Raw genomic sequence first — 14,114 nt, 5'->3', positions numbered from 1 at the left:
AGGGGACGATGATTGATTTTCTAATCCATGACGCAAATGGTCGGATTACGCTCAGCGCACGCGCGCCGGAGAGTATGGCGGATATTCAGGAGATTCCTGAAGGCGGCGGTGTTCTGCGTAAGCCGTGCGACATCGACCGTGACTATGTGAGCAACGGTATGGTCGCTCCGCGGCCAGCCAACACGGTGAGACTCGATGGAACAACGTTGAAAAATCTTCCCGCTGCTTATACGGTGGAGATTGACGGGAAGGAGTATCCGGGTACTTCGCCGACGTGCGATCTGACCTTCGAGCATGCAGGTACATACGATGTAACGGTCAAGGCGTTTCCGATGCTCGATGCGATTTTCACTTTGACTATATGAAGATCCACCACGAACGAGCGTTGACCGAGCCGGATCTGGAACAGCAGGTGGCGGCGCTATGGAGCTTGGTCGATGCAATACATAAGAATCGGCCGCTGCCTTGCCCATTGGCGGAGGCTGTTCGACAGCAGTTGATAAAGGTGCGAGGTGGTGTGACCGGTTCTGTTGAGACAGACTAAAAAAAGTAGCACACGCGCCTGAGACACCGCGCTATTCGAACGCCGCCCGATGGGCGGCTTTTTTATTTCTACCGGTCGCGACACGAGGCCGAATCATGGAAACGGGGATATGCAGGAACACGAGAAAACGATATTGGAGTTGATCGTCATGGGGGCATTGATCGGCATTGCGAAAGTGCTGGTGGGACATGAGCAACTTACATTTCGGCTCGTCATTGGGCGGGCCATGCTCGGGTCGGCTACATCGATGGTTGCCGGCATTGCGCTGTTGCAGATTCCTGATTTGCCGCCGATCGCGCTGCTCGGTATCGGCAGCGCACTTGGCATCATCGGGTCGCAGTACTTGGAAGTACTGCTGCGCCGGAAAGCCAAGGTGATTTTCGGGGAGAAGTAAGCATGAGTGGCTACGACGTGGTGAAGCTGAAGGCGGAACTGACGCGCGACGAGGACCGGCGAAACCGGATTTACGTCGACACGGTGGGCAAGGTGAGCGGTGGGATTGGCCGCAATCTATCTGACAAGGGGTTTCGCGATAACGAGATCGACTTGATGTATGAAAACGACCGAGCCGATACCGAGGCGTGGCTTGATCGAAATCTGCCGTGGTGGCGCTTGCTTGATCCAGTTCGACAGCGCGTATTGATGAACATGGCGTTCAACATGGGAGGCAAGCTGCTCACATTCGTCAATACGCTGGCCGCGGTGAAGCGCGGCGACTACGGGGCGGCGGCTGATGGGATGCTTGCGTCGAAGTGGGCCGGGCAGGTCGGTGCCCGCGCGCAGCGGCTCGCCGCGATGATGCGGAGCGGGGCATGACTTGGGTCGATCCGCGCATCTGGCTTGCCGTGATTGTCGCCGCCGCAATGGGCTCGGCAACCGGCTATTTCAAGGGCCACACCGACGGCGCGCGCGTGACGGCCGCTGCCGCTCAGAAATCGCAGCTCGATGCCGTTACTGCGGCTCGTGCCGAGGAACAACGCCGCACCGCGGCACAACAGGAGATTGCTGAGGATGCTGCGAAACAACGTGATCAGGCGCGCGCTGATGCTGTCGCCGCTGCTTCTGCTGCTGACAGCCTGCGCAAGCAGGTTGCCGTGCTCGTCGCCAGCACTCGCCATTCCGCCTCTGCCGCCGGAAGCGCGCCAACCGACGACGCCCTTGATTTGCTCGCCGACGTGCTCGGCCGGGCTGACGCGCGAGCGGGAGATCTGGCAAAAATCGCTGACGAGCGGGGCATCGCCGGGCGCCAGTGCGAGCGCGACTACGACGCGCTGACGGCCGTAAAATAGATCCCGGTCGCCGGTTCGATTCCCCCATCGAGCCGGCTCGCAAATTCACATTGCTGCTACAAATCTGCACCACAAATCCGCAAGTTATTGATTTTCTGAATTTCTGTCTTCCGGTCCCCGGCACCAGTTCGTTTTTCAAGCCGTTCTTCCGATGTGATCTGAAACCCGCGATGGCGCAACGCTTCGCGGGTTTTTTGCTGTGGGCCGCGGCCGGGGCGAGGCCGGGATGCCGGCGTGACGGGGCGCGCGCGGCTGTCCGGCGCGCACGGCGCAAAACTGAATATCGGCGTGTCCTGCTCTATCCCGATGCGTTTGCCGCGTCCGGCAGCAATACCCTCCAAGCGACGCGCGGGCGCGCGCACCGGCCGACGGCGTCGCGGCGCTCGGCGGTCGCGCGCATATCGACGCGGCTCGCGCGCGCGACTCCACCCCGGACGCATTCGATTGCGGCCACGTATCGCATCGGGCCGCGTACACGAAAAAACTGCAACGGAATGGAAGATAGGAACAACCGGCCCGCTTCGGCGCGCCGTGCCGTGCATCGCCCGTGGCGCGCCGCGTCGGCACGGGGATTGCGGCACGCTGACCGGCATAAGGCGCGGAGCCGCGCCGTTTGCGACACGCAATCAAGGAGAGGCACGATGAAGCGACGATACCCTGAACCTGGAGCGGGCCGGCAACTCGAGCGGCAACGGCCGCCGGATTGGCCCGCGCGCGACGAGTGGGCGTGGCGGGGCATAGGCGAGCCGGACATGGCGGGCTATGACGAATCGCTGCTGCCGGACGATAGCCGCGAATTCGCCTACCGATTCGCAAGCGATGACGACAGTCCGCCGCACTGGGGCGGCGAATGGGGCGAACCGCCGCCTCGTCCGCTACCTCAGGTGGGGCGGCGCGACGCGGGCTGGCGCGGCGCGCCGGCGGGTTACGCGCGCGAGCGCGGCTATGGCGAACCGGACAGACGCGCGGACGGACGCCGCGGCGGCAACGAGCAGGCGGCGTATCGCGGGCATTTCCGGATCGGCCGGTATATCGACGAGCCCGATGACGGCGGCGCGCGGCAGCCGGTTGGCGAAGCGCACGGGCTGTCCCGCTGCGGCGCGGGCGGCGAGTGCGACACGCTTCGGCATCGGCAGGGGCCGAAGGGCTACACGCGCTCGGACGAACGCATTTGCGAGGACGTATGCGAGCGGCTCACGCGTGCATTCGACATCGACGTCAGCGACGTCAGCGTGCAGGTGCGCGACGCGCGTGTCGAACTCGACGGCACTGTGCCCGCGCGCTGGATGAAGCACGGAATCGAGGATATCGCCGATAGCTGCATGGGCGTGCGTGACGTCGACAACCGCGTGCGCGTGCGCCGCGACGCTCGAGATGAAGACAAAGGGGAAGCAATGCGTGAAGACAGCGGCCACGGCGATGCCGGCACGGTGCTGAATCCGTCGCAGCGGATCGTCGCGCCGACGCCGCCTGCCGGCCGCGCGTCCGAGCCGGACATGTCCGGCCGCGAGCCGCCTCGCCGTTGACGGGCGATCCGCGCGGCGCGCCGGCAGCGGCGCAATGGGCCGCGTATGTTCGACGCATGCGCACCGGCTCCCGCGTGCGCGACGGCGATCGGCGCGGGCGACGTGATCGATCGGGCAACGGCATGGCTCGCGAAGGAGCGGCATCATGCAACGTAACAAGCGTTTGCGCGTACTGACTTGGCATGTGCACGGCAATTATCTGTATTACCTGTCGCACGCGCCGCACGATTTCTTCATCGTGACCAAACCGCAGCATCCGCCCGGCTATGCGGGCCGCGTCGGACATCTGCCGTGGGGGAACAATGTGCACGAAGTGCCGGCCGAGTGCGTGCGCGACACGGCGTTCGACTGCGTGCTGTATCAGCATCACAGCCACTATCGGCACGATCGCGTGCGGCTGCTCGGCGACGAACAGCGCGCGCTGCCCGCGCTGTTCGTCGAGCATGATCCGCCGCGCGAGCATCCGACCGACACGCTGCATCCCGTGCAGGACGAAAACGTGCTGCTGGTTCACGTCACGCCGTTCAACGCGTTGATGTGGGACAACGGCATCACGCCTGCCCGCGTGATCGAGCACGGCGTGCCGGTGCCCCGCGATGTCGCGTATCGCGGCACGCTGCCCAAGGGCGTGACGGTGGTGAATCATCTGGCCCGCCGCGGCAGGCGTCTCGGCGCGGATCTGTTCGACCGCGTGCGCCGCAGCGTGCCGCTCGATCTCGTCGGCATGGGTTCGGCCGAACTGGGCGGAATCGGTGAAGTGCCGAACCCGGCGTTGCCGCGCCTGCTGTGCGATTACCGGTTTTTCTTCAATCCGATTCGCTATACGAGCCTCGGGCTTGCCGTCATCGAGGCGATGATGATCGGCCTGCCGGTGATCGCGCTGGCCACCACCGAGATGGCGCAGCTCGTGAAGACGGGGCGCAACGGCGTGGCCGACACGCGGATGGCGGTGCTGACCGACGCGATGCACATGCTGATTCGTAATCCGGGGCTGGCGCGGCAGTGGGGCGCGGCCGCGCGCCGCGATGCGCTCGAGCGCTTCGGCATCGAGCGGTTCGTGCGCGACTGGGATGCGGCGCTGCGCGATGTGACGGCGTGAAATAGCGATATGGCAGCTTTAGCGGGAGGCGGCGCGGGTCGTTTTCGCGATGTCGCGTTCGTATTCGGGCATCAGCGCAAGGCGGTTGTACAGCGTCTTCAGGCTGATGCCGAGCGCTTTCGCGGTGCGCGGCTTGTCGCCATTGAAGTGCCGCAGCGAGCCGGCGATGAAGCGCTGCTGCGTATGCGCAAGCGTCGTGCCGATGTGCAGCTTCATCGCGTCGTGGCACAGATCGTCGCGCGGCGGCGGCCTGCGCGGCAGATGCAGCTCGATTTGCTCGTCCGCGAGGATGAACGCGCGTTCGAGCGCATTGCGCAACTCGCGGACGTTGCCGGGCCACGTATAGGCGCGCAGCGCCTTCATCGCCTGCGTCGACAGCCGCTTGCGCGTGCGGTGCTTCGCGTTCAGACGCTCGACGATTTGCACCGCGATGTCGCCGACGTCGTCGTCGCGCTGGCGCAGCGCGGGCACGTGCAGCGCGATCGCGGCGATCCGGTAGAACAGATCTTCGCGCAGGCGGCCGCTACGCACGGCCTCGACGGGATCGTGATGGGTGGCCGCGACGATGCGCAGATCGAGCGCAACGGGTTCGTGCCCGCCCACGCGCAGAATCGTGTTCGTCTCGAGCGTGCGCAGCAGCTTGACCTGCAAATCGGCCGGCATCTCGGCGATTTCGTCGAGAAACAGCGTGCCGCCGCGTGCGGCTTCGAACATGCCGATGTGCTGAGCGACGGCGCCCGTGAAGCTGCCTTTCTCGTGGCCGAACAATTGCGACTCCGCGATATCGCGCGCAATCGCGCCGCAATTGACCGGCACGAACGGCCCGCGCCGGCGCGGGCTCATATCGTGCACGAGCCGTGCGACGATATCCTTGCCGGCGCCGCTTTCGCCGACGATCAGCACGCTGGCCCGCGTGGCGGCCACCCGCGAGATCTTCAGCAACAGGTTTTGAATCGAAGGCGAGCGGCCGAACAACCGCCCGCCGTCATCACCGGGTTTCGACATGGCGCAATGGGAAATGGAGACGTGCCGACAAACCGCGTCGAGACAGAATGAAAATCACACACGTTGCTTTACCGTGTTGACCCCTCGTTCAGCTTATATTTTTTACCGTGACGGAGCATTGAATCTCGCAATGCCAATGTATGCCGCGGATAGATTTATTCGATGATTGCCGCAGCGCGCCACGACTCTTCTATACTGCTAAGCATATTTTTTTCATGGCAGGCGCTCTCTATCCAGTCGCGAGCCGCGCGCCGAACGCGCCGCGCTCGGCGCACGGATGCGCCGCATGCTCGCCGCGGTTCCGTCGTTTGCGCGCCTGCCGCATTGCAGGAGGGTCCGATGCCCTATGTCTTGATCGTCGAAGACGATGCCGACACGCGCTCGATGCTCGCAGCGGTGGCGCAAACCCAGCAACTGTCGTGCGATACGGCGGCCACGCTGGAGCAGGCGCGCACGCTCGTCGCCGCCCATACACCCGATCTCGTGCTCTGCGATCTCGTTTTGCCGGACGGCAGCGGGATGGATTTGTTCGATGCGCTGCCCAAGCGCGCGCATTGCGAAATCGTGCTGACGACCGGGCATGCGAGCCTCGAAACCGCGATCGACGCGCTGCGCCGCGGCGCGACCGACTATCTCGTGAAACCGCTAAACATGCAGCGCCTCAACAGCATCTTTGCGCGCGTGCCGCGCACGGGCGCGCTGCACGAGGAGATTGCCGAGCTGCGCTCGGAGCTGCAGCGCCTTGGCCGCTTCGGCCGCATGCTCGGCATTTCGCCCGCGATGCAAACTGTTTACGACGCGATCGGGCGCGTCGCGCGCACCGAGGCCTCGGTGTTGCTGACGGGCGAATCGGGCACCGGCAAGGAGCTGGCCGCGCAGACGATTCACGATCTGAGCCTGCGCCGCCGCGGGCCGTTCATCGCGATCAACTGCGGCGCGATTGCGGCGAATCTCGTCGAGAGCGAAATGTTCGGCCACGACCGCGGCAGCTTCACGGGCGCCGAGCGTCAGCACAAGGGTTTCTTCGAGCGCGCCGACGGCGGCACGCTGTTTCTCGACGAAATCACCGAAATGCCGCTCGAATCGCAGGTCAAGTTGCTGCGCGTGCTCGAGACCGGGCGTCTCACGCGGCTCGGTTCGATGCGCGAGATCGACGTCGATGTGCGCATCGTCGCCGCGACGAACCGGGACCCCGAGGCCGCGATAGCCGGCGGCAAGCTGCGCGAGGATCTCTATCACCGCATCAACGTGTTTCCGATCGCATTGCCGCCGCTGCGCGAGCGCGGCGATGACATCCCGATGCTCGCCGACGCATTCCTGCAGCACTACAACGCGCAGAGCGGGCGCAATCTGCGCTTTGCGCCGGCCGCGCGCGAAGCGTTGAAGCGCTATGCGTGGCCCGGCAACGTGCGCGAGCTGCGCAACTTCGTGCAGCGGGCGAGCATCTTCAGCGACGCCGACGTGATCGATTCGCTGCCTCCGCCGATCATGGAGGAACTGTCGGACATGGTGGATGCGCACGAGGAGCGCATGACCGTGCCATTCGGCACGACGTTGGAGGAAGTGGACCGGCGCCTGATTCTCGGCACGATCGAGCAGTGCGGCGGCGTGCGCTCGCAGGCGGCCGAGGTGCTCGACGTGAGCCTGAAGACGCTGTACAACCGGCTCGCGCAACACAAGAGCGGGGCGGACAAGCCCGATTCCTGATGTCGAGCCGATTGTCGTTTCTGCGCTCGCTTCGGCGCGGCGGCGTGTGCTGCCGGCGCGCAGGCGTTCGACGCTCGGCACAACGACGCGGCGTTCGCGCACGGTCCATCGCACGCCTGCAAGCATCGGCGCGGGGCCTTCGCGCCGCAGGCGCGGCGGCCGTCGCACCGTTTGCGCGCGGCGTGGCCGGCGCGTTGCCGCGTCGCGCAGCGCCAGCGGCAAGTGAAGGACCGTCAATTGCTACGTTCAAACAGGCCACGCGCCGGCGCGGCACCGCACGAGCGCACGCCGCACCGGTGGGCCGCCGAGCGGCGAAGGCGCGCGGCCGCCGCGCGCCTGCATGAGCGCCGCGCACCGCCGGGCCGCCGCTTCGGCCGGGCAGCGTGGCGCGATCGGGCTGCCCGGCAGGGCGAACCGCCGTGTCGGCGTAAAAGAGGGGGCGGCCGCGTGCCGCCGCGCCGGGTCGATGGCGATGATGCGCGTGTCATGCGGCGGCGCTGCGATTCACGCGGACGTCATGCGGATGCCGTGCCGCATTCAAGCCGCCAGTATGTTTCGGGTTGATGGAGGTCGACGAGCGCATGGGGCTCGAACAGCGCAATCTGACTCGCATAGCTGTCAATCGCGGCCGCCTTCGCCGTCAGGCTGTCCGCGTGGTACACCGGCGCGGCGACCGGATGCGCAATCCAGCCGCATTCGCGCCATGCCGCGATGCGTGTGGCCATCAGTCCGCGAATCCGGCGGTATGGCGCGTCTTCGAAGAATCGCCAGGTGCGCGTTTGGGCGCTGTCACGCAGCAACGACAGCGCAGCGTACTGAACCCGCACGTGATCGCGATGAAACAGGCCCGCCGGCGCGAGCACGCCGAAACCCGGATGCGCGTCGATCACCGCGCCGATGCATGCGGCAATCGACATTGTCGGGGCCGGTACGCCGTATTGATCGTCGAGAAAATCGAGCCAAACGGGCCGCGCGCCGAGCCGCGCCAATGCATGGCGATCCTCGTCGCGGCGTGCGCGCATCGCCTCGTCGGCCGTGGCGAAACCCGCGCGCCGGTCCCACGGCGGCGCAGCCGTGCCCGGCGGCGGAATGCCGGCGAACACGGTGACGACGACCGAACCGGGCGCTTGCGCGAGCCACTGCCCGCAACTGAAGACAGCATCGTCGAGATGCGGCGAGATGACGAGCCAGTATGTCGGAGAGGTCATGGCAGGACAGCCTCGAGCGTGCGCGGATGGGCCCGCGGGCTGACCTGGCGAGCATGGGCCATGCCCGCGGGCGTTACCGGCGGCGCGCGCCTGGCAAGCGCAACGGAGGGCGTGTGATGAGTGAGGCGAATCGAACGCGGGCGGGCGATTACGTCATTGCCGTGATGATGGTCGCCATTGCGACCGTGCTGCAGGCGCTCGCGATCCGCTTCGGCGGCGTGAATCTGCCGCTGATCCTGTATTACCCGCTGCTCGCGGGCGCTGCGTGGGCGACGTCGTTCGGGTTCGGCACGGCCGCGACCGTGGCAAGCGCGTTGCTCGTCTGGACGCTGTTCCTGTCCGACCCGTCGGCCTATACGGAGCCGTTGTCCATCCGCGTGATCCGGCTCGGCGCGTTCGTGATCATCGGCGTGCTCGTTTGCGCGGGCGCGTCGATGCTGCGTCACGCACGGCTCACGAACGAGCGGGCGCGCCGGCGCGAGGCCGCCGCGCGGGCGCGGCTCGAGGCCGTGCTGCATGCGCTGCCGCACGGCGTGATCGCGATCGACGCGCAGCGCCGGATCACGCACTTGAACGCGGCGGCGGCCGATCTCGTGGGCTGTCCGCTCGACGGCACGATCGGGCGCCCGGTGCACGACGTGCTGCGCCTATGCGACAGCGACGGCCGCAGCGTGCGCACGGCACCGCTCGATCGCGCGCTCGGTGGGGCCGCGGCGGTGGCGTGCCGGCACTGGCTGCACTCGCCGGGGCGCGGCGGCCTCGTGCCGGTGGCCGGCATCGCGTCGCCGATCGGTGGCGCGCGCGGCGATATCGACGGCGCGGTGCTGTTGCTGCACGACGAGCAGACGCAGAGCGATAGGCGCGATGCGCATCGCGGACACGGCGAACTAGGTGAGCACGGCGAGCGTGGCGAACGAAGCGCGCACGATGAGCACGATAAGCACGAAGGGTGCGAAGGACGAGAAGGACGCCAAGAGCACGAAGAACACGAAGAGCGGGCGCGCGTCGACGCGTCGCGATTGCCGCATGCGCTCGTCGACGCATCGCCGGACGCGATCGTCGGCATCGATCGCGAAGGCCACATCGTCGGTTGGAATCCCGCCGCGCAACGGATGTTCGGATACGACGAGCGCGAGGCGATCGGGCGCGAACTGGATAGCTTGATCGCGATGCGCTGGTTAAAGCGCGAGCCGGCCGTCAAGACATTCGACGGCGTGAGCGGACCGCTCGATCTGCTTTGTGTCAACCGCGATGGCCGGCGGTTTCGCGTGACCGCGTCGGCGGGCCGGGTGCGCAGCGACGCGTTCGCGCGGGTGGCGCTGTCGCTTACGCTGCGCGAGACCGGCGAGCAACGGCGGCGCGATCTGCGCGCGCGGCGTTCGCTGCAAGGCGCGCGCGACGCGCGCGATCAGGCGCACACGTCCAACCGCCTCAAGGACGAACTGCTCGCGACCGTATCGCATGAACTTCGCACGCCGCTGAACGTGATCTACGGCTGGGTGGAAGTGTTGCGCAATTCCGGCGACAAGACACTGCAACAGCAAGCGATCGATGCGATCGACCGCAGCGCGCGCTCGCTGACGCGGATGGTCGCCGACATTCTCGATGCGTCGTCGCTGTCCACCGGCAAGCTGCGGCTCGACTTGATGCCGGTCGATATCGTGCGCTTGTTTTCCGATACGGTCGACGCGTTTCAGACAGCGGCAGCGGCGGCCGGCATCGCGCTGCGTTTCGATTGCACGGTCGTCGCGTGCGTCGTGTCGGGCGATGCCGAGCGGCTACGGCAGATGTTGTCGAATCTCGTATCCAATGCGCTGAAGTTCACGCCCGGCGGCGGCACCGTGACGGTCGCGCTCGCGCGCGACGACGCGCACGCGGTGTTGCGCGTCTCCGATACGGGGCAGGGCATCGCGCCGGAATTCATGCCATACGTGTTCGACATGTTTCGCCGCGCGGACGATTCGCCGGCGTCGTCGCGGCGCGGGCTCGGCCTCGGGTTGTCGATCGTGCGTCATATTGCGCATTTGCACTGCGGAAGCGTGGCCGTCGACAGCGAGGGCCGCAACCGCGGCGCGACGTTTACGGTGACGTTGCCGGCCAGCCCGTCGTTCGCCGGTGCGATGGCGTGGAGCGCCGCGCCGGCCGATGGCGGGCGCGATCCGCTCGCGCTGCATGCGCAGCGTGTGTTGATCGTCGATGACGATGCGACGACGCGCGCGAGCCTGACTGCGGCGCTGACGACGTTCGGCGCCACCGTGGCCATCGCGGCGTCCGGGCGCGAGGCGCTCAAGGTGGCGGCCGACATGCAGCCGAGCGTTGTGCTGTCGGATCTGGCGATGCCCGACGGCGACGGCTTCTGGCTGCTCGATGCGCTGCGGCGCGGCGCGAAGGGCAACGGCGGCGAATCGCCCGAGGGGCGCGATGTGCGCGTGTTGGCCGTCACCGCGCATGCGGGCCTCGCCGACGAGCGGCGCGTTCGCGAAGCCGGTTTCGACGGCTATCTGCGCAAGCCGATCGACGTGCGTCAGCTCGCGCGGGAGATTGAACGGGTCACGAAGCGAGACGGTTGAAACGTGGTGCCGAAACGCACTGGCCCGCCGTTGCGTGGCGGGCGGACGGCCGGTTGCGGGTGGCGCGTTTGCATTCGCGCGGGCAGGCGCGCCACGATCCCGCATGCCAGGCGCGGAATCGACGCGCCGGCGTGCGGCCGCCGGTCAGAGGCGAGTGCCGCGCCCGAGCGAGCCGCTCGGCTCCTCGGTGGGATCAGTCAGCCCGAGTTCGTCGCCGGCGGCCCAGTACGGCGCGCTGCCGTAGAACTGATGCAGCGGCTCGGCCCATTGCGGGTCGGCCATCCTGGGCCAGTGATCCTTGTCGAAGCCCGGCGCGCTGCGAATACGCTCGGACGAAACCGACAGCAGAAAACCCTTGCGTTCGGTATCGAGCGTGAGCGCGCTCCACGGAATCGCGAGCAGCTTGTCGCCGATGCCGAGCAGGCCGCCGCTGGAGAGCACCGCATACGCAATGCGGCCCGATTGCACGTCGAGCATGATGTGCTTGATCTTGCCGATGTTCTCGCCGTCGGTCGTATAGACCTTGTCGCCTTCCAGCGTGTCGGCCGCCATCACGTCGGGACCGGGGCCGGCCGCCGTCGCGGCGCCCTTGCCGATGATGCGGGTCTGGCCTTGCTGTTCGGGTGTTTGCATGATCGTCCTCCTTACTGGCTGCATGAACGCGCCTGCGCGCTGAGCGGCGCGCAGGCGCACGGGTGACCGAGACGCGGGCCGCGTTGCGCTCCGTCAGGTTTGCTTGGGTTGCGACACGCCTTCGAGCGTGTTCGCCACCTCGCTGTGCGAGGCGTCCTGCGTGCGGGTCGCGATATCGGCGAGCGACAGCATGCCGACGAGTTGCTTGTCGCGATTGACCACCGGCAGCCGGCGCAATTGGGCGTCGGCCATGTAGCGCTGGATTTCGTCGATCGAATCGTCGTCGAAACACCATGCGATCGGCCCGGACGCCACTTCCTGAACCCGCGTCTCGGGCGGCTTGCCGGCCGAGACGGCCCGCACCGTGACGTCGCGGTCCGTCACCATCCCGATCAGCCGGCGGTTGTCGCACACGGGCAGTGCGCCGATGTCGTAGCGCTTCATCAGTTGGGCGGCTTGGCGGATCGAGTCGGTCGGCGCGATGCGCACGACGTCGTGCGACATGATTTCGTTGACGCGATGCATGACGTTCTCCTTGCGTTTGGTTGGGCGAATCGCGCGCCTCCGGTTCGGCGGGCGGTGCGCCATTCAGCGGGGTGGGCCGCGGCGCTCGCGGCTGTCCTGCCACGGTCCTTCGTCGTGCGTGCCCGGCGGCGTATCCGGATCGATACGCGTCGCACGCGTGGCGGCGGGTGGGTTGCCGGCCGCACCGGCGCCATCGCGCGGCGGGACGGGGCGGCGCTCCGGGTGGCGCGGCTGATGCGTGCGGTGGCGCGCGCGCGTGACGCCGCGCTCGTTCGAAGGCGGTGGTTCCGTTTGCCGCTGGCCGAATGGTGCGTTGGCGTCTGAGCGGGGCGGGCCCGAGCGGGTCGAATTGTTCATCGTGATGCTCCATGCTATGACGTCGGTGAGGACGCATTTGCCGTGCCCGGTGCGTCCGCGGCACGCGGCTTGCCGCGTGCTGGTGGGGGGGCGGGGATGGCGAGGGACGGTGCAATGGCACCAAGCGCGATGGAATGGCGCCAAACAGCGCGATGGCGCGAAGTGGCGGGATGGCCCCAAACAGCGCGGGGCGGGGCGCGCAACAGTGGGGGCGGTGTCGAACGGGCGGAGGCGGTGTCTGCCGAACGGCGTGCTCGTCGCGCCGCGGCGGCGCGACCGCCACGCGATGGCAAGCGGGAGGCGCAACGATGATTGCAGCGAAACAGCAGCAAAGTATTCATTACGAAGTCAATGTATGCGGCGGTGGGTTCGATTCCGTGACGCGCCGCTTCACTGCGTGGAAGCAGGAGCCGCTGATCTATCGGCCCGAGCGCCGAATGTTCGAAGGCAAGACCGACGTGCGGCCGCTCGGCGACGAGACTTTCGCCGCCGCCGAATCCGCCCGGCTCGCGCTGCAGCGTGCGTGCAAGCCGCAGGACCGGTATGCGCTCGCGGCGCGGGTGCGCGACGACGGGCGCGAACTGTGGATCGTGATGGCTGCGTATGAGATCTGACGGCGCGCGATGCGCCGCGCGCCGCGCGCAAACGGCAGGGCGAATGTGCCGCGCGGCAGCGCATCGCGCCGGCGCGTGAGGTATCGGCGGGCGTTGGCCGAGCGTTTTGCCGCGAATCGCGCCGCCTGCGTCGACGTGAAGCGATGACGGCGTGTTGCGCCACCGAACAAGGCGGCTCGCCCCAAGGCGGCGGTCGTATTGGCCGCATCGGTTCGCGAACCGATGCGGGGTGCCGCGCCCGATGTGTTGCTGGCGGCCTTTGGCGGGCGGCACCCACGCGCCTAAAGTTTCCAGCCTTTTGTAAAAAAGAGGTCTTCGCCGAGGGCGCGGAGGGATACGGCGCAGCGACAAGCGACAAGCGACAAGCGACAAGCGACAAGCGACAAGCGACAAGCGACAAGCGACAAGCGACAAGCGACAAGCGACAAGCGACAAGCGACAAGCGACAAGCGACAAGCGACAAGCGGCTGGCACGAAAGCTGCACGGATGGCGCGATGACGAATCCCGCGAACCTTGAGGAGTCTGATCGATGCGCGTCACGCTTGCATTTCAGAGGCAACCGTATCTGCCGCGCTCACGCGCACTCTCGCGGCGCGCGGCATCCTGTTTGCGCGCCGCCGTCACGAAATGCCGGCCGGCGATGAGGATTGCGCCGGCCGCGCGGCGGAGGAGCACTGCGTGGCGAGCCCGCGCCGATGCGCACGGCACGCATTGGTTCGGCAGCGGCGAAACCGTGCCGGTGCCCTTGCCGGCCGCACGGTGTTTCGCACGGCCATCATGCAGGCGAACCCGGCCGTCTCGGAAATCAAGCCCGTCAGATGAAGCCATCTCAAGCGATGGGATGTGACGTGAAGTGACGCTTGCGGCTCGAGCGCGCCGCGCCCGGCAGCCGCCATCGGCTGCCGGGCGGCAGAACGGCAGAACGGCAGAACGGCAGAACGGCAGAACGGCAGAACGGCAGAACGGCAGAACGGCAGAACGGCAGAACGGCAGAACGGCAGAACGGCAGAACGGCAGAACGGCAGAACGGCAGAAC

13 protein-coding genes and 2 pseudogenes are annotated in these 14,114 nt (G+C 67.0%); 9 read left to right on the top strand and 6 right to left on the bottom strand.

Annotated features, from left to right (window positions below; translation table 11 throughout):
- Positions 1-8 precede the first annotated feature (8 nt).
- From BSIN_RS11275 to BSIN_RS11245, 6 genes and pseudogenes are all read left to right on the top strand, one after another.
- A complete protein-coding gene (locus BSIN_RS11275; RefSeq protein WP_089340566.1) occupies positions 9-365 on the top strand; it encodes a hypothetical protein in 357 nt (118 codons plus the stop codon).
- A gap of 288 nt (positions 366-653) precedes the next feature.
- On the top strand, positions 654-938 hold the full coding sequence (locus BSIN_RS11265) for a phage holin family protein (protein WP_089340564.1): 285 nt from the start codon (positions 654-656) through the stop codon (positions 936-938).
- Between the two features lie 2 nt (positions 939-940).
- The gene (locus BSIN_RS11260) at positions 941-1,360 is read left to right on the top strand and encodes a lysozyme family protein (RefSeq protein ID WP_089340563.1); all 420 of its coding nucleotides are present in this window, start codon (positions 941-943) and stop codon (positions 1,358-1,360) included.
- Entirely contained in the window at positions 1,357-1,833 is a 477-nt protein-coding gene (locus tag BSIN_RS11255; protein ID WP_089340562.1) for a DUF2514 family protein, read from the top strand. Before BSIN_RS11260 ends, BSIN_RS11255 begins: the two co-directional genes overlap by 4 nt.
- 1,127 nt (positions 1,834-2,960) lie before the next feature.
- Positions 2,961-3,227, top strand: a pseudogene (locus tag BSIN_RS26895) (BON domain-containing protein); the annotation flags it as partial.
- 277 nt (positions 3,228-3,504) lie between these two features.
- Positions 3,505-4,458, top strand: a complete 954-nt coding sequence (locus BSIN_RS11245; protein ID WP_089340560.1) for a glycosyltransferase — start codon at positions 3,505-3,507, stop codon at positions 4,456-4,458.
- An 18-nt stretch (positions 4,459-4,476) separates the two neighbouring features.
- Here the strand turns inward: BSIN_RS11245 and BSIN_RS11240 are convergent, their stop codons facing one another.
- Positions 4,477-5,463, bottom strand: coding sequence for a sigma-54 interaction domain-containing protein (locus BSIN_RS11240; RefSeq protein ID WP_089340559.1), 987 nt, complete (start codon positions 5,461-5,463; stop codon positions 4,477-4,479).
- 339 nt (positions 5,464-5,802) lie between these two features.
- Here BSIN_RS11240 and BSIN_RS11235 point away from each other — a divergent pair, with 339 nt between their 5' ends.
- Positions 5,803-7,170, top strand: coding sequence for a sigma-54-dependent transcriptional regulator (locus BSIN_RS11235; protein ID WP_089340558.1), 1,368 nt, complete (start codon positions 5,803-5,805; stop codon positions 7,168-7,170).
- Between the two features lie 515 nt (positions 7,171-7,685).
- Here the strand turns inward: BSIN_RS11235 and BSIN_RS11225 are convergent.
- Complete coding sequence (locus tag BSIN_RS11225) at positions 7,686-8,378, bottom strand: PIG-L deacetylase family protein (protein ID WP_089340556.1); 693 nt, start codon at positions 8,376-8,378, stop codon at positions 7,686-7,688.
- 116 nt (positions 8,379-8,494) lie between these two features.
- Between BSIN_RS11225 and BSIN_RS11220 the strand changes: the two genes are divergently transcribed.
- On the top strand, positions 8,495-10,948 hold the full coding sequence (locus BSIN_RS11220; RefSeq protein WP_256583754.1) for an ATP-binding protein: 2,454 nt from the start codon (positions 8,495-8,497) through the stop codon (positions 10,946-10,948).
- Positions 10,949-11,092: 144 nt separating this feature from the next.
- Here BSIN_RS11220 and BSIN_RS11215 read toward each other — a convergent pair whose 3' ends face one another.
- The 3 genes from BSIN_RS11215 to BSIN_RS11205 all read right to left on the bottom strand — a co-directional run bounded on the left by BSIN_RS11215 (position 11,093) and on the right by BSIN_RS11205 (position 12,463).
- Positions 11,093-11,581 carry a PRC-barrel domain-containing protein gene (locus tag BSIN_RS11215; protein ID WP_059514005.1) on the bottom strand — a complete coding sequence of 163 codons (489 nt, stop codon included), beginning with the start codon at positions 11,579-11,581 and terminating at the stop codon, positions 11,093-11,095.
- Positions 11,582-11,674: 93 nt separating this feature from the next.
- The gene (locus tag BSIN_RS11210) at positions 11,675-12,106 is read right to left on the bottom strand and encodes a CBS domain-containing protein (protein WP_059514002.1); all 432 of its coding nucleotides are present in this window, start codon (positions 12,104-12,106) and stop codon (positions 11,675-11,677) included.
- Positions 12,107-12,169: 63 nt separating this feature from the next.
- Positions 12,170-12,463 carry a hypothetical protein gene (locus BSIN_RS11205; RefSeq protein WP_089340555.1) on the bottom strand — a complete coding sequence of 98 codons (294 nt, stop codon included), beginning with the start codon at positions 12,461-12,463 and terminating at the stop codon, positions 12,170-12,172.
- A gap of 308 nt (positions 12,464-12,771) precedes the next feature.
- Between BSIN_RS11205 and BSIN_RS11200 the strand changes: the two genes are divergently transcribed.
- Positions 12,772-13,077, top strand: coding sequence for a hypothetical protein (locus tag BSIN_RS11200; protein ID WP_059513996.1), 306 nt, complete (start codon positions 12,772-12,774; stop codon positions 13,075-13,077).
- Positions 13,078-13,627: 550 nt separating this feature from the next.
- Here BSIN_RS11200 and BSIN_RS26205 read toward each other — a convergent pair.
- Positions 13,628-14,114: pseudogene (locus BSIN_RS26205) on the bottom strand (hypothetical protein); the annotation flags it as partial.

The organism is Burkholderia singularis, assembly GCF_900176645.1.
Lineage (GTDB): Bacteria > Pseudomonadota > Gammaproteobacteria > Burkholderiales > Burkholderiaceae > Burkholderia > Burkholderia singularis.
This window is presented reverse-complemented; position numbering and strand designations above follow the sequence as displayed.